The organism is Chlamydia sp. 12-01 (assembly GCF_042234205.1).
In the GTDB taxonomy this organism is placed as follows: domain Bacteria; phylum Chlamydiota; class Chlamydiia; order Chlamydiales; family Chlamydiaceae; genus Chlamydia.
Map to the genome: position 1 here is coordinate 921,491 of NZ_CP114174.1, position 22,119 is coordinate 943,609.

Genomic DNA, 22,119 nt, shown 5'->3' on the forward strand with positions numbered 1-22,119 from the left:
TGATTTGGGCGTTTTTGTGTCTGAGACTCCTTCCCATATTCCAGTATTAGTAAATGAATGTTTATCTTGGTTTTCTGATCGAAATCCACGATCTTTCTGTGATGTCACTGTAGGAGCTGGAGGTCATGCTGAGGCTTTTCTCTCTGCCTATCCTTCTATAATTTCTTATGATGGCTCTGATCGCGATATTTCAGCTTTATCTTTGGCAAAAGAGCGTTTAGAGAAATTTGGAGATCGCGTGCACCTTCATCACGCTTCATTCGAGGATCTCGCTAAAGATCCTAGGGAAAATGTTTATGACGGTATACTTGCCGATCTCGGAGTTTCTTCTATGCAACTAGATACTTTATCCCGAGGTTTTAGTTTTCAGGGTGAGGATCATAATTTAGATATGCGTATGGATATCTCCAAAGGAATTATGGCAAGTGAAGTATTGAACACACTTCGAGAAGAGGAGTTAGGCAAAATTTTTCGTGAATACGGAGAAGAGCCTCATTGGAAAAACGTAGCCAAGGCTGTAGTGCATTTTAGAAAGCATAAGAAAATTATTACTGTCAGAGATTTAAAAGAAGCAACTGCAAAGGTTTTTCCTTCGTATCGCTTACGTAAAAAAATTCATCCACTAACTTTGATTTTTCAAGCTTTGCGTGTGTATGTAAATCAAGAGGACATGCAATTGAAAGTATTACTGGAGTCTGCTATGCGTTGGCTTGCTCCTGAAGGGCGTTTGGTGATTATTTCATTTTGTAGTTCGGAAGATCGTCCTGTAAAATGGTTTTTTAGAGAGGCAGAGAAATCAGGGCTAGGGAAAATTCTTACTAAGAAAGTCGTTATGCCTACATATGAAGAAACGAGGAAAAATCCTCGTTGTAGATCGGCAAAACTCCGTTGCTTTGAAAAGAAATCCTTATGAATAAATATCGTTTTCTACGTCTGTTCTTCTGTTTTTGCTTTCTAGGCGGTTTACTTTATTCCTATATCAATAAACAAAATGATCTGACTAAATTACGATTAGAAATTCCTTCTTTGTGGTCAAAGTTACGTCAAAGAGAACAAGAAAACATCGCTCTGGGCTTCCTTATTGATAAACTAGAGAGTCCTGAACATCTCATGCATATAGCAAGCCTTCCTGAATATCAATATCTCCAGTATCCAACAGAAGATAGTGTTTGTGTTGTGACTTATGAATCATCGTAAATACTTAACAATGATCACTTGTGGGGTGTTGCTCTCCTACTCTTTCCTTATTATACGTTATTACAAAATTCAGATTTGTGAAGGGAAGCGTTGGGCTGCGGAAGCGTTGGGGCAGCATGAATTTCGAGTTAAGGATCCTTTCCGCAGAGGAACATTCTTTTCTCAGATGGATATTCGTAAGGGAGATCCTGAACAACGACAACCTCTAGCTGTAGATATTACTAAGTTTCACCTTTGTTTGGATTCTATAGCGATTCCAGAGGAACATCGTGATACCATTGCTGAGAAAATATTCAATCTTATTGGTGATGGGGATTATGAGAAGTTGCGTGGGGAATTTGATAAAAAATCTCGACATAGGAAATTGTTTCTCTGGTTAGATCGTGCGGAGCGTGATCGAATTCTTTCTTGGTGGAGGGGATACGCATCCAAATCTAAACTACCTTCTAATGCTTTATTTTTTATGACTGACTATCAAAGATCTTATCCTTTTGGGAAGCTTCTAGGTCAAGTTCTCCATACCCTTAGAGAAGTAAAGGATGAGAAAACAGGAAAAGCCTTTCCTACTGGGGGATTAGAAGCGTATTTCAACCATATTCTTGAAGGAGAACCAGGAGAACGAAAGTTTTTGCGTTCTCCTTTAAATCGTTTAGATCTCGATAAAGTTACAAAAATCCCTAGGGATGGATCGGATATCTATCTCACGGTTAATCCTTGTATACAGACAATCGCTGAAGAGGAATTAGAAAAAGGTGTGAAAGAAGCCCGAGCTAAGGGTGGACGATTGATTCTAATGAATGCTTATACCGGAGATATTCTTGCTTTAGCGCAATATCCTTTTTTTAATCCTGCAGAGTATAAAGATTTTTTCAATGATAAAGAAAAGATAGAGCATACGAAGGTGACATCAGTAAGTGATGTTTTCGAACCGGGTTCTATTATGAAACCTCTTACTATAGCTATTGGGTTGCTTGCAAATGAAGAGATGATAAAAAGATCAGGAAAATCTTTATTTGATCCTTCCGAACCTATTGATGTTACTCGTACTATTTTTCCTGGAAGAAAGCAATTTCCTCTTAAGGATATTTCATCAAATCGTCGTTTGAATATGTATATGGCGATTCAAAAATCTTCTAATGTCTATGTAGCACAACTTGCTGATCGTATAGTGCAGAATCTAGGGAGCCATTGGTATGAAGAAAAACTATCGTTATTAGGATTCGGAAAGAAAACAGGAATAGAATTGCCGGGAGAGGCGTCAGGATTGGTGCCATCGCCCAAGCGTTTCCATATCAATGGTGTTCCTGAATGGTCCCTATCCACACCGTATTCTCTTGCTATGGGATACAATATTCTCGCTACAGGAATACAAATGGTAAGAGCTTATGCCATTCTTGCTAATGGTGGTTATGATGTGCGTCCTACTTTGATAAAAAAAATTGTAGCGACCTCTGGACAAGAATATGTGTTGCATCCTCGAGTTAGAGGGGAAAGGATCCTTTCTCAAAATATTGTTGATGAGGTATTAAAAGCTACCCGATTTACTACATATCCTGGAGGCACGGGGTTTCGAGCTTCTCCTAAAAACCATTCTAGTGCGGGAAAAACAGGAACAACTGAAAAGCTTGTAAATGGGAAATATGATAAGCATCGCCATATTGCCTCATTTATTGGCATCACCCCGATACACCCTGCAGAAGAAACTTGTGTTCCTCTTGTTATGCTTGTTTCTATAGATGATCCTGATCATGGAGTTCGAGAAGACGGTACTAAGAATTATATGGGGGGTAGATGCGCTGCTCCAGTCTTTGGTCGGGTTGCTGATCGCGTATTATCTTATCTGGGAGTTCCCGCAGATAAACAAAAGTACGATTATAAAAAGGAAGTCGCTTCTATGAAATCGCTATATGAGGAATGGAACCGTTCAGGAAAGTAGATTTATACTGCTGTGTTATAGTAGAGAGTGTGGGATTGAGCAAATGTTGACTGTCTCTTGCAGAGGCTAACGAGTACTTTGATAATTGTAAAAATTATTTTAAATATTAGCACAATTAAACCAAGGCTAAGTATTTCTAAGATCGCTGCAAAGGTATGAAAGGTGATATCTATTTTACTGTCTGCTTGAGTGGGAGCTGCGAATATACTAAAGAGCTTGGCGGCTCCTAAGATATTTCCTAATATAGGGAGGGTGCGTGCAAGAGTTTCTAAAATAGATTTTTTGTTATTTAGTAGCCAGTCGTTGTGCATAATGCCCAGATGATTGCGTATGCATCCTATCTGTATAATTTTTGGAAAACCCCTTGCATGTATAACAAAATCTTGATTATTTCTATATAAGTGGCGTTCGCTAGCTTCATAGTAAAAACGGAGATTTATTTTCTCTTCATTCATATTGTACTCCTGACTTAGAGAGATATAGTTTTATTAAGGAGTGATTTCTTTTCACTAAAAATAGACTATTTTTTAAGCAGAGGAAAAAATTAGATGGACTATTTTAATTGTTGTAAGTAAACTAGTTCGGCGGTAATTTTTTTAAGCCATCGCTGATATTTGGAAGCTTATTTATAACTTATGAACACGAGTGGCGCCTTCTTTCTTTATTCAAAGAAAAAAGAGTACCTACAGACATATTAGGAACAATTGTGTATATAGAGGCGGTCATTTCTAAAAGAAGGACCCCGGGCTAAAAAAATGAATTTGAAAGAACTCCTTTACAACGTAGAAGCTAAAATCTATGGGACCATTTCTCCTGTAGAAGTAAGGAATCTCACCAAAGATTCCCGTAATGTTGGATATGGAGATATTTTCATAGCTGCTAAAGGCAAACATTGTGATGGCAATGATTTTTCCTCTCTTGCTGTTGAGAATGGCGCTATTGCTGTAGTTTCTTCGATCTACAATCCCTTTTTATCTGTTGTTCAAATTATTTCTTCGGATCTTTCCCGACTTGAGTCAGAACTTTCAGCGAAGTATTATAACTATCCTTCTCAAAATCTCTGTGTTGTCGGCGTTACAGGAACTAATGGGAAAACTACGGTCTCCCATTTGATAAAATTTCTATTTGATGCTTGTGATAAGCCTTCGGGCTTAATAGGAACTATCGAACATATTTTAGGAAATAACCGTATCCAAGATGGTTATACCACTCCTGAATCTTGTCTATTACAAAAGTATTTAGCTGAGATGGTAAAAAATAATCTTGCGGCTGTAGTTATGGAAGTTTCTTCCATAGGTCTTGTTGTAGATCGGTTGGCTGATGTGAATTTCGATATCGGTGTTTTAACTAACATTACCTTAGATCATTTAGATTTCCATGGCTCATTTGAAGAGTATGTAAAAGCGAAGCTCAAGTTGTTTTCAATGCTTCCTACTACAGGTTTAGCTGTTGTGAATGGTGATTTATCTTATGCTTCGCAATTTTTAGAGGTCACTCAAGCGCGACCTGTCACTTATGGAATAGAACGTCCAGCAGATTATCGAGCTGCAAATTTACGATCCTCTCCTTTTGGAACGGACTTTGATTTGATCTATAAAGGGGAATCTTTTCCATGTCATCTACCTTTGATAGGACAGCATAACGTTTATAATATCCTTGCAGCTATCGCAGTTGTGCATCAACAATGCAATTGTGATTTCCAGCAGCTAATCTCTTTAATAGCGAATGTAGAATCTCCTAGAGGGCGCTTAGAACCCGTATTTTCCGGACCTTGTCCTATCTATATTGATTATGCACATACTCCAGATGCATTAGAAAACGTATGTAAGACATTACATACTCTACTCCCTAAAGAGGGAAGGCTCATTGTTATTTTTGGATGTGGAGGAGATAGAGATCAGAGCAAACGAAAAATTATGGCTCAAGTAGTCGAAAGGTACGGATTTGCCGTGGTTACTTCAGATAATCCCAGAGGGGAAGATCCAGAAACTATCATTAACGAAATTTGTTCAGGTTTTGTAAAAAGAAATTTTTCTATCGAAATCGACAGAAAACAAGCAATTACATATGCTTTGTCCATTGCCTCAGATAGGGATATAGTGTTAGTGGCAGGTAAAGGGCATGAGACATACCAGATCTTTAAACATCAAACTATCGCTTTTGATGATAAGGAAATTGTACGCGAGGTATTGTCATCTCATGTCTAATCGTTATATCTTGCTTACTCTCTGTGTTTTCGGAGTGACTCTAGGAGGTGTTGCAGCTGAAAGTGCACCTCCACAACGCGTACGTCGTAGTGAAGTGATTTTTATTGATCCCGGACACGGGGGTAAAGATCAAGGAACTGCGAGTAAAGAGTTCCATTATGAGGAAAAATCTTTAACCTTATCTCTTGCGTTTTCAGTGCAGAGTTATCTCAAGAGAATGGGGTATAAACCAGTTCTTACCCGAACATCAGACATTTATGTAGATCTAGGGAAAAGGGCGGCTTTAGCAAATCAAAACAAAGCTGATATCTTTGTCAGTATTCACTGTAACTATTCGTCTAATACATCAGCCTTTGGTACTGAAGTATATTTTTATAATGGTAAAAATAATGTTGCTTCGAGAAGCCTGGCTTCGGAAGCTCTAGCTAAGGATGTCTTAAGTGCAATGCAAAAAAACGGAGCATTGAAAAATCGAGGAGTGAAGAACGGGAACTTCGCTGTTATCCGCGAAACAACAATGCCGGCAATTCTAATTGAAACTGGATTCCTTTCTAATTCTAGAGAACGAGCCGCGCTTTTAGATGCACGCTACCGAATGCATATAGCCAAAGGCATAGCTGAAGGCATCCATACGTTTCTTACTGGTCCTAACTTTCAAAAAACAAATTTAGTAAATATTAAGACCAGAAAACTTTCTGCAAAGGCGAGTTAAAATTCTAAATGAGAAAGAATGAAGGAAAGAAGGGGTCGTCCTCGATGCGATTCGAACGCATGGCCTGCTGCTTAGGAGGCAACCGCTCTATCCTGCTGAGCTACGAGGACACCAGGCTCAGTACTTTATCAAGTTAGGTTAAAGAAGTCACGCATTTGCCGTTATTAAATTAGAATATGAAAGCTTAGAAATTTTTTGTCAGACTGTAAGATGCAGCAATCATAAGTTTTGGCAAATATGAATTTTCGTTACTTATAACGATATAGAACAACCACGTATTTTTAAAAAATGTCTTGAATCCAAAGGATGAATAGATATGATACGCATATACTTCAAAAGTTTATTATTTAGGGCTACTCAACAAGTTACTTTAGGGCACTTTAATTAGGAGGCAACGGCTAATATGGCTACCATGACCAAGAAAAAACTGATCAGTACAATATCACAGGATCACAAGATTCATCCGAATCATGTGCGTACTGTAATCCAAAATTTTTTGGATAAAATGACAGATGCTCTAGTCAAAGGTGATAGGTTAGAGTTTAGAGATTTTGGCGTTTTGCAGGTTGTAGAAAGAAAACCTAAAGTAGGTCGCAATCCTAAAAACGCTACTGTTCCCATTCACATTCCTGCGAGACGTGCCGTGAAATTTACTCCAGGAAAAAGAATGAAGCGTTTAATCGAAACTCCTTCGAAGCATTCCTAATTTCGTGCCTTTCTCTTTTATCTAATTTATCAGGGTCAAGTTTTTAGGATTGCTTAGAGACTTGACTCTAAAGTTTTTTGTTATTATTGTCTGGACGCAATCCGTTTCTGAGTAAAAAATTGTGAATGGTGATGGGATCACAGCTAAGATTACAAGAATGTATCGAAGTGTTTCCCCATTCGAATTTTGATTCGCAGGTTAAGCAATTAATCTATGCCTGTCAGGATAAGAAACTTCGCGATTTTGTTTTCAAGTTTTTCCGACATCATCCTCTTATTAAGATCCATGACATAGCAAGAGCAATTTATATGCTTATGGCTTTGGAAGAAGGGCAAGATTTGGGATTAGATTTCTTGAAATTAGAACAAGAATGCTCTGGTGCTGTACGTCTATTTTGCCGTGGAGGTTTTCCTTGGGGAGGGCTTCCTTATCCAGGAGAGCATGCAGAACTTGGACTTTTGCTTTTACAGATCTCTCGATTCTATGATGACAGTTTAAAACATGCTAAAATGATGAACTCTTTTCAACAGGCATTATTTATGCATGAAGCTACGATTTTTCCTGCTTTATGGAGTCAGGAACATACTCGACCTATAAAGGAAAAGACCACATTGAGTAAGTCTTTTTTATACCAGTTAGATCAACAGGTAGCTAGCGAGTATAGTTTTACAGATTCAAAATTAGGTTTCTGGATGCGGCGAACACGTTCTGCATCTACTTTTGTTTCTGGATCGGGATGTAAAAGTGGTATTGGGGCTTATTATTCCGGAGATGTCGGTGTAGTAAATTACGGCCCATGCTATGGAGATATTAGTGATTGTCAGGGATTTGGCCTGTGTGGGATGGTGAAGGAATTTTCTTCTATAGAAAATAAAGATACTACTGAAATTTCCTTTCTTTGCGCTACCACTATACCCTGTTTGAGATCCACGGGTTTTTCTTATCTACAAGATGCTTACTTGGGATCTAGAATCCGTCACCATATCATGATTTCCGAAAGACAATGTCAAGTACGCTCTTCGATAGAAGAAGATCCACATAACTCCACATTCTCAATTTTCTGTAAGGGGAAAAATTGCCAAGTAGTTGAAGGGCCTAGATTGCGATCAAGTTCTCTAGATTCTTACAAGGGTCCGACTAACGATGTAATAATTCATGGAGAACGGGATTCCTTACGCATCCTATGCTCCAGTCCCCATATGGAAATTTTTTCTTTACAGGGAAAAGAAAGGTTTTGGGGAAGTAATTTTTTGATTAATATTCCCTATCAAGACGCCAGCGTCTCTGTTATTTTTGAAAAACGCAATTAATAGTTTATTATTTTTTTGAAAATTCACAATAAAATGATCTTATAATTGTTTTTTAAGAATTATTTGTATTAAAATTATCCTTTCTGTAAGAGGAGATAACGTTATTATGGAGCTTCTTCCCCACGAAAAACAAGTGGTAGAGTACGAGAAAACGATAGCCGAGTTTAAAGAAAAAAATAAAAAAAATTCTTTACTATCCTCCTCAGAGATACAGAAATTGGAAAGGCGTTTAGATAAGTTAAAAGAGAAGATTTACTCCGATTTGACACCATGGGAACGTGTGCAAATTTGCCGCCATCCTTCTCGTCCTCGATCAGTGAACTACATTGATGGAATGTGTGAGGAGTTTGTTGAGCTTTGTGGAGATCGTACGTTTCGTGATGACCCCGCTGTCGTTGGGGGTTTAGCTAAAATTCAAGGCCAACGCTTTATGCTTATTGGTCAAGAAAAGGGGTGTGATACCTCTTCTCGTATGCATAGAAACTTTGGGATGCTTTGTCCTGAGGGTTTCCGTAAGGCACTACGTCTGGCGAAAATGGCTGAGAAATTTGGCTTGCCCATCGTTTTTCTAGTAGATACTCCTGGAGCTTTCCCCGGTCTTACCGCTGAAGAGCGTGGTCAGGGATGGGCTATTGCCAACAACCTTTTCCAACTGGCTAGATTAAAGACCCCAATTATTGTTCTTGTTATTGGTGAGGGATGTTCTGGGGGTGCTTTAGGAATGGCAATCGGAGATGTGATTGCTATGTTGGAACATTCTTACTATTCTGTAATTTCTCCCGAAGGTTGCGCTTCTATTCTTTGGAAAGATCCTAAAAAGAATAGTGAAGCGGCCGCCATGTTAAAAATGCATGGTGAGGATCTCAAGCAATTTGCTATTGTGGATGTTGTAATTAAGGAGCCGGTGGGTGGAGCACACCACGATCCAGCTGCTGTATATCGCGATGTTCAGGATTTTATACTTCAGGAATGGTTACGATTAAAAGACCTATCGATAGAAGATTTATTAGAAAAGCGGTATCAGAAATTTCGAACTATAGGTCTCTATGAAACTTCTTCTGAAGGCGGTCCTGAGGCATAAAAAGCATCTCACGCTATTAGGTTTTTCCTTACTTGCTATTTTAGGACTAACCGTCTCTTCTCAAGCAGAGATTTTTTCTTTAGGTATTATAGCAAAAACAGGACCTGACGCTTTTGTTCTTTTCGCCCGCAAGGAAAATAACCGCCTTACAAAGGCTTCCCAGTTAAGCAAAGAGCAGATTTTAGAGAGATGGTCGGACATTTCTCCTAATTCTGATACGATAACTTCTGCACAAGCCAATGCTTATATTTCTCGTTATGGAAGGGGAACCACATCCATAACTAGTAGGCTATCACGTCTTATTTCTCAGTATATAGATCTATCACGTTTCGGCTCTTTAGCTTTATTTTTAGTTATTGTAGCAATTTTTAAAGCTATAACTTTGTTTTTTCAGAGATTTTTATCTCAAGTAGTTGCTATTCGTGTAAGTTGCGATCTTCGCAGAGATTATTTCAAAGCTCTACAAAAACTTCCTATGACATTTTTCCATACGCACGATATGGGAAATCTTAGTAGCCGTGTGATTACTGATTCCACGAGTATTGCTCAAGCAGTGAACTCTTTAATGGTTAACTATGTTCAAGCTCCAATAACTTTGACATTAGCCTTAGCCGTATGTTTATCGATATCCTGGAAATTTTCCCTTTTGGTGTGCATTGCTTTTCCTGTGTTGATTTTTCCTATTGTGATCATTGCTAGAAAAATTAAAGCCTTAGCGAAAAGAATACAGAAAAATCAGGATAAGTTTTCTTCAGTGCTTTTAGATTTTCTTGCAGGAATTGTCACTGTAAAGGTCTTTCGTACGGAATCCTTTGCTTTTAAGAAATATTGTGATCAAAACAGTCAGATTGCTGCTTTGGAAGAAAAAAGCGCAGCCTATGGTTTACTTCCACGACCATTATTGCATACAATAGCTTCGCTATTCTTTGCTTTCGTTGTGATCATTGGTCTTTATAAATTCAATATTCCTCCTGAAGAGCTCATTGTATTTTGTGGATTATTGTATCTTATCTATGATCCTGTGAAGAAATTCGGAGATGAGAATACAACCATTATGAAAGGTTGTGCAGCTGCTGAGAGGTTCTATGAGGTACTTTCTCATCCAGACCTTCATAATGAATCTGAGGATAGTCAGGAATTCTTAGGTTTGACAAGAAGTGTGGAATTTCGTGATGTTTCGTTTTCTTACGATAATAAGAAAACGGTTCTTAAAGGGCTAAACTTCACAATAAACAAAGGTGAGGCAATTGGCATTGTTGGTCCTACAGGAAGTGGAAAAACAACAATTAGCAAATTGCTTCCTAGGTTATATGAGATAGCGCAGGGAGAAATTCTTTTAGACGGAGTTTCTATTAAGGATTACAGTAAATCCTCTCTTAGGAATCATATAGGCTGTGTTTTACAAAACCCATTTCTATTTTATGATACTATTTGGAATAACCTTACCTGTGGTAAGGATATCCCTGAAGATGATGTTATCTACGCATTAAAGCAAGCCTATGCTTACGAATTTGTTCAGAAAATGCCTCAAGGAATACATAGTCTTCTTGAGGAATCTGGAAAAAATCTTTCTGGGGGACAGCAGCAAAGATTAACTATAGCGCGAGCCTTATTGAAGAATGCCTCTATATTGATTTTAGATGAGGCTACATCTTCTTTAGATGCTATTAGTGAAAACTATATCAAAGAGATCATCGGACAGCTAAAAGGTCAGTGTACGCAAATAATCATTGCTCATAAGCTCTCGACTCTTGAATATGTAGATCGGGTAATCTATTTGGAACATGGTAAGAAAGTTGCTGAGGGAATGAAAGATGAGCTTTTATCTTCGTGTCCTGCTTTCTTGAAAATGTGGGAATTGTCAGGAACTAAAGATTGGGAAGCATCACCATCTACAAATCCAGAATTGATTACCCCGCTTTCTCTTAGCTAAAGCATGAATTAGATTTGGCTAGGGATAGAAGTGTCTACAATATCATAGATAGAAGAGGTAAATGCGTAAGAAAGCTTTTCAGCTAATACATTCCTGTGTTGCTTAATGTATTCTCCACCTTCTTGCGTAGCATAATCTGAAGTGATTTTTATCATCATACAACGTAAGTTGTGATTTTTACATAACCTAGCGACAGTATATCCCTCCATGTCCACAAGCTGATATGTTTCATGAAATCCATATTTATAAGGAGCATGAGCAGAAACTAAATTGGCTCTTGGGAGATTGGGAATAGCTGTAATTGCTAATTCAATTGTAGAATCGAGTTGTTCTGGAGTCGTTTTACTAAGCTGAGATACTTTATCGATGGTATAGAAAGTTTGCAAAGGAAGATCAGGAGAGCAGCTTCCTGCAAAGCCAAGATTCACACAGGAATCATAGTGTTCTAGTTGAATATTTCTTAAAGCTTTGATGACACCATCTTCTCCCCATTGTTCTAAAAGAATCATGTCCATAGCTATAGACATATGTGAATCTCGACATTGATAGAAATTTTTATCAGCTTGAGTGAAAGCAAAATCTGCAATGAGGGATTTGGCTTCATTCATATCTGCGAGAACAAGAAGAATTTTACAAAAGTAATTAGATAACGCAGCTAACATAATTTGATAATGTATAAAGAGATTTCTTCCCTGAATTAGATAACATAAGAGTTTCATCATTTACGTATGTGTTGATGAACTGTCGAATAACTGCGGTATCTTTATTTCTAGAGTATTCCAAAGCTTTATTTTCAGAGCCCTCAGAATCTTTTAATGCTAGAAATAGAGATTTTCTTAACGCTAGGGTTAAAATATCTACAACAGTTTGTGGAACTGTTTTTGATACAACAAGACATCCTAAAGGTAGGGGAAGTTGTGTTCTCTCTTCCCACAGCCTGCCAAGATCTGCTCTTAAAAATAGCTGTGAGTCATAGCTGAACCTCTCCTCATGAATAATCGCGCCCGCATCTACATCATCACGTAAAACAGCAGCAATTATCTCACTATATTTCATAGGTGTAAGTTCCGCATCGGGATAGAATATCCTACAGAGTAGGTGAGCCGTAGTTGTTTCTCCGGGAGTTGCTATAGATTTTATAGGTGATTCGGGATCTAAAGCTAAAACTAAAGGACCTACACCACAACCAATAGTGGTTCCCACTTCCATAAGGGTATAATTGTCAGCCACCTTTGGAAATAGTGCTGCGGATATTTTTATTAATGGATGGCGGTGTTGTAAAGCTAGTTCGTTTAATGTTGCAATATCTGCAATGGTAATTTGATTTAACAATGAGAAGCCTTCATGACGTTCTAAAAAAGAACGAAATAAGAAAATATCGTTAGGGCAAGGTGAAAATGCAGCTGAGAGTATCATGTCATTTGTTTCATTAAGTCGATAGCGGCTTTCATATCTTTATCTAGGTTGCCTTGATTTTCCAACCATTGGATATAAGATGCAGGAACTTCAGTTAGAGGTTTACCTCTATATTTCCCAAAAGGCATTTTAAATGCTTTAGGATGGTAGCTCTCTTCCATTAGAGCAAGTACTTGCTCTGCGGAAAGATCTCCAATAAGCGCAGAAAATACATTATGTAAGGTAATCACATCGTCTAAAGCACGGTGGGCTTGGTTTTCTGCAAAACCATACACCTGACGCAGATATTGTAAATTGTGTTTGGGTAAGTCGGGGCGATATTTTTGTGCCCATTTTAATGAGTCTATTGTTCGTAAGGATAGAGGTTCTAAGGAATGTCTACGACATTCCTTCTCAAGTAGTGGGAAATCGAAACTATCATTGTTATGAGCAACAAGAACAGCTTCATTTCCGCAGAAATCACAAAATTGCTTATAGGCTTCTGGAAATTTTGGAGCCGAAGTTACTGTGGATGTGGTAATTCCATGGATTTTTGAAGCTTCCTCAGGAATGGGAATTTCAGGATTTACATAAGTTACAAAAGATTCTTTAGTTATGTTGTTATAGGCAGCAATTTCTATAATACGATCTTTATCTATCTGTGTCCCTGTAGTTTCCGTATCATAGAAAATTAGTGCTGTCATCAAATTTTTCCTAAATTATTCCTGTCTTTCTTTACGGGCTTGTTTTTTCAATTCATCAAGATTCATATTTCCTGAAGATACCAAACCTATAGCATGAGAAAAACTATCGCAGACCAATCTAATTGTGTCGATATATACGCGCAATAGTGTTTCATTAATTTCACTATTTAAACAAGGAATTACCAAACGGTAAAAAATTAGTCCTTGTTCTTCATCCATTCCAAATCCAGGAATGTCGACATCTCTATTTAGCAAATGGAGAAGGCGTGCTGTGGATTCTTTTTGGTTGTCGTAGAGTTGATAGGGAAAGTAGCAGATCAACTGCAGGATTTCCCCTTTACTACGAATCACAAAAAATAAAGGTAGCTCGTGATCTTCAGCTTGGATATTGATGTAAGTTAATCCGCTCTCTCTTTCTAAAAGAGGTTCTAATCCTGCATGTGTGAGATATTTTGATAGGTTGTTTTGATTTAAAGACCATGTTGTCATTTAAAATACTCCAAATTATTCATAAAATATGCTTAAACTGCTTCGTCAGTAAGGTTAGAAACCTGCGTACTGTCTACTTTCTTACCCTTATGAAATTTCCGTAGGCTCTTACTAAGAAAATCAGAAGTAGACGGAGGCCCTTTTTTTTCATTTTGTTGTAGGAGTTCATTGATATCTGTATCTGGAGGAAATTCGGAAAGTAAGGTAATTTTTTCTCCTGATTCTGCAATGACGAGAATTTTGTTTACTACGCGGATGATGTAGATGCAAGTTTTCGGATTTAGAGCGCGTTTATCGAGAATTTTTATGGTTGAAGAGTTTCCGAAACCTTGACCTTTAGATTTTAGAAACTTTTTAAATGCCCAGACTCCAATGCCAAATAGCGTAAGAAGTAGTATTAAAGACCCTAACATTTTAAACATTTCCAGTTTCATATTTTCTGGAAACATTCCTTGGAAATTTATTTGCTCACTGGAAGTATCGGCAAGAGCAAGATCATCCATACAAAATGTTAGATAAGAAAAAATTTTATAAGGCATGTTTAAGACCTTTTGGTATTTCTATAGTCGTAGAACAACTAAGAAACAATTTAATTTTAGAGCATTTCACTAACGAATTGTTTTCGATCAGTTCTTTACGAGTTAATGTTTGATAGGTTCCAAGAACAAATTAAACTGTAACTTTGTATATTCCTGCAAGAGCGATGTAATTAAGAGACTAATTTTGAAACTTAAGAGAATATACTCAGATCGATCTTGAAGGATTTTTAATAGTTTCGTTTTTTATCATGTTTTATGTTGATTTTGTTCTTTAAAATAGATGTAATTTTTTTAAATGATCAATCTATTTTCACTATGTTGGGACAAGGTGGATAGAGAAATTATAGTAAGTTTAAGGGAAAGGTAAACCTGCTTTATGGATAAATTATTGATTACGGATATAGATGGTACAATTACGCACCTCCCACATCATTTACATCCTGAAATTATCAAGAGCCTAAATAATCTTTATAATTCTGGATGGAAGTTATTTTTCCTTACAGGAAGATACTTTTCTTATGCGAATAAGTTATTTAAGGATCTTTCAGTTCCATATTTATTAGGATGTCAAAATGGTGCGTGTGTTTGGTCTTCGGAGGAGAATAAATTTCTTTATTTTCGAGATATCCCTAATGAGATTTTACATACACTAGAGATGTGTGTGGAAGATGGTGATGTAATTTTTTCCATAGAATCTGGAGCAATGAACCAAGATCGATATTATCGGTTTACATCTTGTCCTAGTGAAAAAGATCTCTTACGTCATTTAGATCCTGTGTATTTCCCCGTTGCAAAAGATAGAGAGAGACTAGTAGAGAGTAAAAAGCTCTCTAGGGATTATCCTCATGAAATGTTTGCTGTTGCAAAAATTTTTGGTAAAAAAAATGAAGTAGAAAAGATACAAGAAAGAATTAACCAGTCTAAAGAGTTAGTTAAGAATTTGACTATCACATTCATGCGTTGGCCTTTTGATTTTGACTATGCCATCTTATTCATGACAGACAAATCTGTATCTAAAGGTTATGCTGTTGATCGTATAGTTGATTTAATTTATGAGGGACAAAAGCCTTTTATAATGGCTTCTGGAGATGATGCTAATGATATTGATTTGATAGAGCGTGGTGACTTTAAGATAGTGATGAACTCTGCTCCTAAGTATATGCATAGCACTGCAGATTTCCTTGCCTCCCCAGCGAAAGATTTAGGAATTCTTCCGGCATGGGAGGCAGGTATTGAGAGATATCACAGAATTAAGAATTCTTAGGAAGCATTTCAGGACCAATTCCCATAATACTTGCTCCATGATCTACATAGAGAGTTTCTCCAGTAATTGCTTTAGCTAACGGAGAAACTAAAAATGCAGCAGCAGCCCCTACTTGTTCTGTTGTCATAGGTTCAGGAATAGGAGTCCAATCTAAATAATAATCTACCATCTGTTCAATAAATCCGATGGCTTTTCCTGCACGGCTGGCTAAGGGACCTGCTGAAATAGTATTTACCCGAATTCCCCATTTTCTTCCTGCCTCCCAAGCAAGCATTTTGGTATCACTTTCTAATGCAGCTTTTGCTGCGCTCATACCGCCTCCATAGCCAGGTACAGCACGTGAAGAAGCTAAATAAGTTAAGGAAATGCTGCTGCCACCGGGATTCATAATGGGCCCAAAATGTGCTAATAAGCTAACTAAAGAATAACTCGAAGTACTTAATGCTGCTAGATAACCTTTGCGCGATGTTTCTAAAAGTGGTTTAGAAATTTCCGGACTGTTAGCTAGGGAATGGACTAAAATATCAATATGACCGAAATCTTTCGTTACTTGTTCAACAACTTCAGAAATCGTATATCCTGAGATCCCTTTGTAACGTTTATTTTCTGCAATATCTTGAGGAACATCTTCAGGTTTATCGAAACTTGCATCCATAGGATAAACGTTTTTGATTTCTAAGAGACTTCCGTCGGATAGTTTTCTTGACTCGTCGAATTTCCCTAAATCCCAAGATTGGGAGAAGATTTTGTAAATAGGTACCCAGGTACCTACAAGAATCGTAGCTCCTGCTTCTGCTAGTACTTTAGCGATTCCCCAGCCATAGCCTTGGTCATCACCAATTCCTGCTATAAAAGCTATCTTGCCAGTTAAATCGATATTCAACATCTGTCAACCCTATTTCTACGTTCATATTGATAATATGAGGAGGTTAGCAGATTTCTCTATTATTACGAAACTCTTTGAAAACCCGTTCTTACAAGCCTAAAAAGAAATAAAAATTTTTTTAATTTCCCGAGGTGTCAATTAAAATTTTTATTTACATTTTAGTTTTTCAGACATAAACTCTCTGCCCCTTGCACATGTTTGCAAGGCAAATCCTATGTTTAGTGTGATCTGTAAGTTAATAGGATAAAATTAAAATAGGAGAAAAATCATGACATTTCCACTAGGGAATATTCGTTCTTTTTTTGGTTATGAAGAACCGAAAGAAGAGTCTAATGTTACAGAGAACACATCATTGGTTTCTGCTGTTGCTGAAACAACGTTAACTAACTCAACCTCATCTTCACAAACGTTACCGAGTACTTCTACTCTGACTTCTTCTGCTTTTGTTTCCGATGCGGGAGAAGCAGCTGCAGCAGTTGTTTCTATGGCTTTCGCAGCTTTAGATACAAGTCTAGAAGACATTTATGTAGATATGTCTTCATTTAAAAATGATAGAGCATCACAAACAGAAGGTTTGACTTGTGTAGAACTTTTAAAAGAATTGTATGAGGATCGAGAAGATTATGAAATAGAAAATAGAGTGCGTTCTGCTTCATGTGGGGCTGAGCTTTTTGCAAGATCTTCTATACTTACAGAACCTTCACGTGTGAGTATGAATTGTTTAGATGATATTTCACTTTTTGAAAACATGGAAACTACTTCTTTAGAAGCAGCAGCAACAACAACTCCGAGCTCTTCATTATTGCGTACGCAATTATTCGGTTTCTTTATCGATCTTGTAAAACAGGATTTGCTTTGCGACAATATTAGTGGAGGTAGAGTCAAAACGTTTCTAGATCTTATATCTGGGGGTATGAGTCGAGAAGCATACAAAGAATTATTGGATTTGATTAAAGAGGGTGATTTTACCTCTACAAAAGACATTATCAAGTTTTGCAACATAATCATGTCGACACCTACATTTCAATCTTCTCAACAGTTACAGATATTATTTACCTTCTTTAAAGGGGAAGGTGGTGCTATCACTTTAGTACTGTTACAAGAGTTAATGGGTGTATTACAAGGTGCCTTTGGCTTACCTATTCCTGAGGGATTAGATGCTTTCTTACTCGCGATTAAAAATTTGCATGAAGCTACACATCCCGGTGGAGATTCAAATGTGGCGACTGCAGTCTCTATAGTTTCTATAGTTTCTGGAGTGTTGCAAAGTGAAACAACGCGACGCGTTATGCAGTCATGTTATGATGGCTGTGCAGATTCCTGTGCAGGAAATTGTGGTTGTGCAGGCTGTGGATGTGCTGATGGAGCTGTTGGTTGCGGAGGCTTTGGTTCATTATTATGTGGGCTTTTTGCTGGATGTTTCAATTTAGATACCCGTCGAGGTGGTATTACGGAAGAAGATTTTAGAAAGTTGGAACAAAAATACAGTTCAGCTGTTGTTTTAGTGGCATTGAATAACTTAGGTATAAACACCGTAGACCTTCTTTCTGGTAAACGTGTCGCTATGCCTTCTCTAGATCAAGTCAAAGTTGCATGTGAGTCTGCTTCAAAAAATCTTAATAAAATTATTAAAGGTAAAAGTAGAGAGATGTGGGGAGAGGCGGCTTCTAATTATGCAGATATTCTATCTCGTCCGGTTCTTAAAGAAGGCATCATTTCAGGTTTGTCGAATCAATATATCGCAATCCATGATAATAAATTACGTGCGAAAGTAATGATTGATTGTTCCTGGGGATCTTATGGTTTTATTTCCAATAATGAGCCTTTTGATTCTGATAGATTAGTAAGTTCTCTTGTCTCTCTTCAAGTTATGAGAGCTGGAGATAAAGTACAGCGTAAATTAGGTGCTACTGAGGCTTCTTCTGTTATGATGCATGTATCTAGAATTCTTTCTGCGGCAACAGCTACAGGAGACAATATTTGGTTATCTACTGAAGATCTCATGACGTTAGTTTGTATTGTTTTAGCGCATAAAAATCTTTCTGTTGTTGACGGAGAAGGTTCTGAGAATACAAGAATTCATGATGCTGAAGAAATCAAAAATCTTTTCGCTACAATTGAAAATCATCGTGTTCAAATAGAGAGAGGTAAGCAAGGTGATATCAGAGCCAGTTTGAACGCCTCTGTTTTATACAGTCATATAGCTAGAAATGCATCTAAGAGAGACAATAGATACAAACCTTTGAGAGATCGAGCAAAAACTGAAGTTAGGGATAATCTTGTTATTAAGATGTCAATGCCTTGGTTAATGGCCGCAGGCTTAGTATTCAAGAGTCCGTCCGCACAAGGAAATGATGAGGTAGACTATCCTGTTGTAACTAGAAATTCAAGAGGTATTAATATTGCCGGGGGGTATCGCGAAACTGCTGTATAATTAAATAAACTGTTTTCGAAATAGCCAGGGCTATTCCGAAAATCAATAACTCCGAGCGTGTAATAACTCAACCTAAGCGTTGTTCACAAGTTCCTAGCCGTAAGGGATACTACAAGAAACAACAAACATGGCTATTACATGCTCATTTTTTTTTGCAAATTCAAATTTTTCCTATACATTTCATTCTTTCTTCTCTAATCTCTTTTGCACTAATTTTTTAAAATCAATGACTTCGGGTTAATTTCCCCTTTGTTTATTGTTTTGGTTAAGGAGAATAGAAATGACATCACCTACAGGTGGAGGTAATACAAACCCCGGTTTTATTTTTGATGATGGTAGTTCACATACTGGTGGAACAGGAGGTGAACAAAATGGAACTCAGCGTCCGGGAGGGGTGAGGGGTTTAGCTTCTAGTATTTATGATTGGTTTCAGGGTGGTAGTTCTTCCGGAGGAAATGCCACATCACAAACTGGTGGATCTTCTACACCTAATCCTCCTATAATTACATCACAACCCGGTCCTAGTGGAGGTGTAGCTACCTCTGTAAATATTCAGGCTCTTTTAGGCCTGCTCACACAAGGTGGTGGAACGCCTGTTTCAAGCCCGGTTCTTACGCAACCCCCAACCGTACAACTAGCTCCTGTACCTACGCCAGCTACAGATCATAATAATATGCAAGCGCTTTTAACTTTACTTGCGCAAGCTTCTGGAGGGACGATACCCCAACCTCCTACATCTGTGCAGACATCCCCTACACCAACGCCTGGTACGAATCCCGGAGTACAGGCACTCTTAACTTTACTAACACAAGTCTCAGGAGAGACAGCACCAATACCTACTCCAGTTCCTGCACCAACACCTAGTATTACTACACAACCAATTCCTGGAGTGAATCCAACACAACACGCGATTCAAGCACTTTTAGGTTTATTTACACAAAGTCCTGGTGGTGTTTCTAGTCAGGGTTCACAATTGTTGTTATCTTTGCTTCAAGGTATTGCGACGACTCCTGGTCCTTACCAACAAGGTGCACAATCTATTTTGAGTTTGCTCAGAGGACAAAACGGTGTAGCTTTACAGCAAGGTCTTGGAGCTTTAGCGAGCTTAGTGAGCGGTCAGGGTTCTACTTTATCCAATGTAGGAACAGCTGTACAAGCATTGAGTGGATTAGCAGGTTTGGCAGGTCCTGTAGGTACTGCCGTTGGATCTCTAGCATCTATTATTGCAGCAGCAGCAACAAGTGAATCTGCACAACGTGGAGGACGATTTTGCTATGATAATTGTCATACATGTTGTGAGGGAAATTGTTGTTGTCCTCGATGTGGCTGTAATGATGGACAGTGTGGCTGTGGGAGCTTAGGAAGGTGTTTATGCGGCTTATTTGGAAATTGTTGTGGAGTGCAAGTTGATGCAAGAAGAAATTTAGAGAGGGAATTACAAGAAATAGAGGATATGTTTGGTGACACTATATTTCTTATGGCATTGAGTAGGTTAGGAATTGATACTGTGGGTCTTTTATCAGGAAGTACTGCTATAACACTTCCTCCTATGAAGAGAATCAGGGAGGAATGTAGGAACTGCTCTAGAGAACTTCCAGAAATTTTAAAAAACAAAACAAATGCTATGTGGGCAGCTTCTGCACAAGACTACCAAAAGATTTTGAATAGTACCTTTTTGCGGGGAGCTTTCGTATCAGGAATGGCAAGTGTTTGTGACATCGACATAAAGCAAATAGAGCAGTGTGTGCGTATTCTCCATCAATGGGGTGGGGATAGGGGTGTTATGGCTGCATCACATTTTGATATGGAAAAAATCGCACTTACCTTGACTGAACTTACAGTGGTATCACGTCATCAAAATACTCCAGGACCCTTAGGTGTGATCACAGCTGCAGCTGTAATGCAGGATTTAGGAAAGATTTTAATAAAGGCATCTCATGGAGGACGACAGATTTGGATCAATGTGAGTGATTTAATGACTCTTGTATGTATGATTCTTGCTTGTCGAGGTATTTGTATCGTCCCAGATTCTATAAATATTGAAGAAGCAAAAATATACAATAGAAGAGAAATAAAACAGTTAATTTCTGAAATAGACCATCGTCGTTTCATGAATGAGCGTGTTCGTGGACCTGTTCCTTATGCTCCTCCGATAAATCCTTATTTTGATTTGGCAACAAGATGTTTTGCTGAACAGGCTGAGCGCGTAAGAAGAATGAGAAATCCTGGAGATAATTCTAGACAACAGTTGTTAATGAATCTCTCTAGTAGATGGATGTTAGCTGCAGGAATTACTCCTACGACTCCTGTCATAACACAACCAACGGGATTAACAGTTCCACGTGCTACCGCTGCTGGATTGGGAGTGGCACCTCCTAGAGGAGGGGATAATCAAAATAGACGTAATTATGATCAAGAAGGAGCGCGTCCTCGAGGAGGCAATGGTAACGATAATGGAGGAGGTAACGCCGGAGGTATGTCCGAAACTCAAGTTTAAGATTTAAGTAGTAGGTGGGAGGCTGCTTCTCTAGGATCTCCGGATGAGGATGCTGTAACATCTATCTTTTCTTGAGAAAATGGCGATGTGAAGGTTAACGCATGTGCGTGGAGTAGAGGACGAAATACATTTTTTGGTTGTTCTTTCATGCCATAATCTACATCGCCAACAATCGGATGACCAAGCGTTTGCATATGTAGACGAATCTGGTGTGTCCTTCCTGTAACAGGTTCGCAGCGCATCAAGGTGTATTGTTGATAAGAGAATAATACAGACCAATTTGTAATCGTTAATTTTCCATAATCTTTATTTGTATTTCCAAAAATTACAGCACCACAACGACGTGATTTAGGAGCCGTATAAGAAATTAACGTTCCTGAAGATTTTTTTGGATGACCAAAAACTAAAGCCGTGTATTGTTTATGTATTTTTCGTTTCTTGAACAGTTCTGAGAGAGCATTGGCAGCATTTGTATTTTTGGCAAATAGGATACATCCCGTAGTATCTCTATCTAGCCTATGGACCATGATGAGTCCTGTGATTTTTGTGAGATCTTCTGTAGAGATGTGCGAAGGCTTGTCATAAATGCAACAATGTGAATCTTCCCAAAGAATTTTTGGCTCTGATCTTGTCTGTAGGGTGAGGGTAATCCGATCTCCAGGTTGAACTTTATAAGATTCGAACCTTTCTAAGTGACCGTTTACACGACAACCGTGATAACGCACAGAATCAAAAATGATTTGTTTTTTATAGTCGGGTAGCTGTGAACGTAAGAAGGAAGATAACCTTTCTACACGATTAGCAACCCATGAGAATTCTTTCATAAAGT

20 protein-coding genes and 1 tRNA gene are annotated in these 22,119 nt (G+C 38.1%); 12 read left to right on the forward strand and 9 right to left on the reverse strand.

Going from position 1 to position 22,119, the window contains the following annotated elements:
- Window positions 1-16 precede the first annotated feature (16 nt).
- Genes rsmH through O1W69_RS04010 form a run of 3 tightly spaced genes read left to right on the forward strand, consistent with a single transcriptional unit; the run spans window position 17 to window position 3,133 of the window.
- Window positions 17-913: a 16S rRNA (cytosine(1402)-N(4))-methyltransferase RsmH gene (rsmH, locus tag O1W69_RS04000; protein WP_375793275.1), complete on the forward strand. Its 897-nt coding sequence runs from the start codon at window positions 17-19 to the stop codon at window positions 911-913.
- Window positions 910-1,197 carry a hypothetical protein gene (locus tag O1W69_RS04005; RefSeq protein ID WP_375793276.1) on the forward strand — a complete coding sequence of 96 codons (288 nt, stop codon included), beginning with the start codon at window positions 910-912 and terminating at the stop codon, window positions 1,195-1,197. The genes rsmH and O1W69_RS04005 overlap by 4 nt, the downstream gene beginning before the upstream one ends.
- The gene (locus tag O1W69_RS04010; protein WP_375793277.1) at window positions 1,184-3,133 is read left to right on the forward strand and encodes a peptidoglycan D,D-transpeptidase FtsI family protein; all 1,950 of its coding nucleotides are present in this window, start codon (window positions 1,184-1,186) and stop codon (window positions 3,131-3,133) included. The genes O1W69_RS04005 and O1W69_RS04010 overlap by 14 nt, the downstream gene beginning before the upstream one ends.
- Before the next feature lie 2 nt (window positions 3,134-3,135).
- Here O1W69_RS04010 and O1W69_RS04015 read toward each other — a convergent pair whose 3' ends face one another.
- The gene (locus O1W69_RS04015; protein ID WP_375793278.1) at window positions 3,136-3,588 is read right to left on the reverse strand and encodes a hypothetical protein; all 453 of its coding nucleotides are present in this window, start codon (window positions 3,586-3,588) and stop codon (window positions 3,136-3,138) included.
- Window positions 3,589-3,888: 300 nt separating this feature from the next.
- Here O1W69_RS04015 and O1W69_RS04020 point away from each other — a divergent pair, with 300 nt between their 5' ends.
- Together O1W69_RS04020 and O1W69_RS04025 are read left to right on the forward strand one after the other, a co-directional pair.
- A complete protein-coding gene (locus tag O1W69_RS04020; RefSeq protein ID WP_375793279.1) occupies window positions 3,889-5,340 on the forward strand; it encodes a UDP-N-acetylmuramoyl-L-alanyl-D-glutamate--2,6-diaminopimelate ligase in 1,452 nt (483 codons plus the stop codon).
- On the forward strand, window positions 5,333-6,052 hold the full coding sequence (locus tag O1W69_RS04025; protein ID WP_375793280.1) for an N-acetylmuramoyl-L-alanine amidase: 720 nt from the start codon (window positions 5,333-5,335) through the stop codon (window positions 6,050-6,052). The genes O1W69_RS04020 and O1W69_RS04025 overlap by 8 nt, the downstream gene beginning before the upstream one ends.
- A 36-nt stretch (window positions 6,053-6,088) precedes the next feature.
- Here O1W69_RS04025 and O1W69_RS04030 read toward each other — a convergent pair.
- A tRNA-Arg gene (locus O1W69_RS04030) sits at window positions 6,089-6,162 on the reverse strand.
- 293 nt (window positions 6,163-6,455) lie between these two features.
- On the opposite strand from O1W69_RS04030, the gene O1W69_RS04035 reads away from it, so the two are divergent.
- From O1W69_RS04035 to O1W69_RS04050, 4 genes are all read left to right on the forward strand, one after another.
- Complete coding sequence (locus tag O1W69_RS04035) at window positions 6,456-6,758, forward strand: HU family DNA-binding protein (RefSeq protein WP_006344016.1); 303 nt, start codon at window positions 6,456-6,458, stop codon at window positions 6,756-6,758.
- Between the two features lie 125 nt (window positions 6,759-6,883).
- The gene (locus O1W69_RS04040; protein WP_375793281.1) at window positions 6,884-8,068 is read left to right on the forward strand and encodes a hypothetical protein; all 1,185 of its coding nucleotides are present in this window, start codon (window positions 6,884-6,886) and stop codon (window positions 8,066-8,068) included.
- A gap of 106 nt (window positions 8,069-8,174) precedes the next feature.
- Entirely contained in the window at window positions 8,175-9,149 is a 975-nt protein-coding gene (locus tag O1W69_RS04045; protein WP_375793282.1) for an acetyl-CoA carboxylase carboxyltransferase subunit alpha, read from the forward strand.
- Window positions 9,115-11,082 carry an ABC transporter ATP-binding protein gene (locus tag O1W69_RS04050; protein WP_375793283.1) on the forward strand — a complete coding sequence of 656 codons (1,968 nt, stop codon included), beginning with the start codon at window positions 9,115-9,117 and terminating at the stop codon, window positions 11,080-11,082. The genes O1W69_RS04045 and O1W69_RS04050 overlap by 35 nt, the downstream gene beginning before the upstream one ends.
- Before the next feature lie 8 nt (window positions 11,083-11,090).
- Here O1W69_RS04050 and O1W69_RS04055 read toward each other — a convergent pair whose 3' ends face one another.
- Genes O1W69_RS04055 through O1W69_RS04075 form a run of 5 tightly spaced genes read right to left on the reverse strand, consistent with a single transcriptional unit; the run spans window position 11,091 to window position 14,209 of the window.
- A complete protein-coding gene (locus tag O1W69_RS04055; RefSeq protein WP_375793284.1) occupies window positions 11,091-11,744 on the reverse strand; it encodes a hypothetical protein in 654 nt (217 codons plus the stop codon).
- Window positions 11,725-12,498: a 1,4-dihydroxy-6-naphthoate synthase gene (locus tag O1W69_RS04060; RefSeq protein WP_375793285.1), complete on the reverse strand. Its 774-nt coding sequence runs from the start codon at window positions 12,496-12,498 to the stop codon at window positions 11,725-11,727. The genes O1W69_RS04055 and O1W69_RS04060 overlap by 20 nt, the downstream gene beginning before the upstream one ends.
- Window positions 12,495-13,181 (reverse strand): putative quorum-sensing-regulated virulence factor, encoded by a 687-nt coding sequence (locus tag O1W69_RS04065; protein ID WP_375793286.1) that lies wholly within the window; start codon window positions 13,179-13,181, stop codon window positions 12,495-12,497. Before O1W69_RS04065 ends, O1W69_RS04060 begins: the two co-directional genes overlap by 4 nt.
- 15 nt (window positions 13,182-13,196) lie before the next feature.
- On the reverse strand, window positions 13,197-13,670 hold the full coding sequence (locus O1W69_RS04070) for a YbjN domain-containing protein (RefSeq protein WP_375793287.1): 474 nt from the start codon (window positions 13,668-13,670) through the stop codon (window positions 13,197-13,199).
- Between the two features lie 32 nt (window positions 13,671-13,702).
- Window positions 13,703-14,209, reverse strand: a complete 507-nt coding sequence (locus O1W69_RS04075; protein WP_375793288.1) for a FliO/MopB family protein — start codon at window positions 14,207-14,209, stop codon at window positions 13,703-13,705.
- 376 nt (window positions 14,210-14,585) lie between these two features.
- On the opposite strand from O1W69_RS04075, the gene O1W69_RS04080 reads away from it, so the two are divergent.
- Entirely contained in the window at window positions 14,586-15,473 is an 888-nt protein-coding gene (locus tag O1W69_RS04080) for an HAD-IIB family hydrolase (RefSeq protein WP_375793289.1), read from the forward strand.
- On the opposite strand, the gene O1W69_RS04085 is transcribed toward O1W69_RS04080, so the two are convergent.
- On the reverse strand, window positions 15,460-16,359 hold the full coding sequence (locus O1W69_RS04085) for an enoyl-[acyl-carrier-protein] reductase (protein WP_375793290.1): 900 nt from the start codon (window positions 16,357-16,359) through the stop codon (window positions 15,460-15,462). The genes O1W69_RS04080 and O1W69_RS04085 overlap by 14 nt on opposite strands.
- 268 nt (window positions 16,360-16,627) lie before the next feature.
- Between O1W69_RS04085 and O1W69_RS04090 the strand changes: the two genes are divergently transcribed.
- Window positions 16,628-18,793, forward strand: coding sequence for a hypothetical protein (locus O1W69_RS04090; protein WP_375793291.1), 2,166 nt, complete (start codon window positions 16,628-16,630; stop codon window positions 18,791-18,793).
- Between the two features lie 280 nt (window positions 18,794-19,073).
- Window positions 19,074-21,290 carry a hypothetical protein gene (locus O1W69_RS04095; protein ID WP_375793292.1) on the forward strand — a complete coding sequence of 739 codons (2,217 nt, stop codon included), beginning with the start codon at window positions 19,074-19,076 and terminating at the stop codon, window positions 21,288-21,290.
- Here O1W69_RS04095 and O1W69_RS04100 read toward each other — a convergent pair.
- On the reverse strand, window positions 21,287-22,114 hold the full coding sequence (locus tag O1W69_RS04100) for a pseudouridine synthase (protein WP_375793293.1): 828 nt from the start codon (window positions 22,112-22,114) through the stop codon (window positions 21,287-21,289). The genes O1W69_RS04095 and O1W69_RS04100 overlap by 4 nt on opposite strands.
- Window positions 22,115-22,119 lie beyond the last annotated feature (5 nt).

Bases quoted from the DNA above. Each gene is read 5' to 3' on its own strand.
- O1W69_RS04005 (WP_375793276.1), top strand. From the start codon at position 910: ATGAATAAATATCGTTTTCTACGTCTGTTCTTCTGTTTTTGCTTTCTA.
- O1W69_RS04010 (WP_375793277.1), top strand. From the start codon at position 1,184: ATGAATCATCGTAAATACTTAACAATGATCACTTGTGGGGTGTTGCTC.
- O1W69_RS04015 (WP_375793278.1), bottom strand. From the start codon at position 3,588: ATGAATGAAGAGAAAATAAATCTCCGTTTTTACTATGAAGCTAGCGAA.
- O1W69_RS04020 (WP_375793279.1), top strand. From the start codon at position 3,889: ATGAATTTGAAAGAACTCCTTTACAACGTAGAAGCTAAAATCTATGGG.
- O1W69_RS04025 (WP_375793280.1), top strand. From the start codon at position 5,333: ATGTCTAATCGTTATATCTTGCTTACTCTCTGTGTTTTCGGAGTGACT.
- O1W69_RS04035 (WP_006344016.1), top strand. From the start codon at position 6,456: ATGGCTACCATGACCAAGAAAAAACTGATCAGTACAATATCACAGGAT.
- O1W69_RS04040 (WP_375793281.1), top strand. From the start codon at position 6,884: ATGGTGATGGGATCACAGCTAAGATTACAAGAATGTATCGAAGTGTTT.
- O1W69_RS04045 (WP_375793282.1), top strand. From the start codon at position 8,175: ATGGAGCTTCTTCCCCACGAAAAACAAGTGGTAGAGTACGAGAAAACG.
- O1W69_RS04050 (WP_375793283.1), top strand. From the start codon at position 9,115: ATGAAACTTCTTCTGAAGGCGGTCCTGAGGCATAAAAAGCATCTCACG.
- O1W69_RS04055 (WP_375793284.1), bottom strand. From the start codon at position 11,744: ATGTTAGCTGCGTTATCTAATTACTTTTGTAAAATTCTTCTTGTTCTC.
- O1W69_RS04060 (WP_375793285.1), bottom strand. From the start codon at position 12,498: ATGATACTCTCAGCTGCATTTTCACCTTGCCCTAACGATATTTTCTTA.
- O1W69_RS04065 (WP_375793286.1), bottom strand. From the start codon at position 13,181: ATGACAGCACTAATTTTCTATGATACGGAAACTACAGGGACACAGATA.
- O1W69_RS04070 (WP_375793287.1), bottom strand. From the start codon at position 13,670: ATGACAACATGGTCTTTAAATCAAAACAACCTATCAAAATATCTCACA.
- O1W69_RS04075 (WP_375793288.1), bottom strand. From the start codon at position 14,209: ATGCCTTATAAAATTTTTTCTTATCTAACATTTTGTATGGATGATCTT.
- O1W69_RS04080 (WP_375793289.1), top strand. From the start codon at position 14,586: ATGGATAAATTATTGATTACGGATATAGATGGTACAATTACGCACCTC.
- O1W69_RS04085 (WP_375793290.1), bottom strand. From the start codon at position 16,359: ATGTTGAATATCGATTTAACTGGCAAGATAGCTTTTATAGCAGGAATT.
- O1W69_RS04090 (WP_375793291.1), top strand. From the start codon at position 16,628: ATGACATTTCCACTAGGGAATATTCGTTCTTTTTTTGGTTATGAAGAA.
- O1W69_RS04095 (WP_375793292.1), top strand. From the start codon at position 19,074: ATGACATCACCTACAGGTGGAGGTAATACAAACCCCGGTTTTATTTTT.
- O1W69_RS04100 (WP_375793293.1), bottom strand. From the start codon at position 22,114: ATGAAAGAATTCTCATGGGTTGCTAATCGTGTAGAAAGGTTATCTTCC.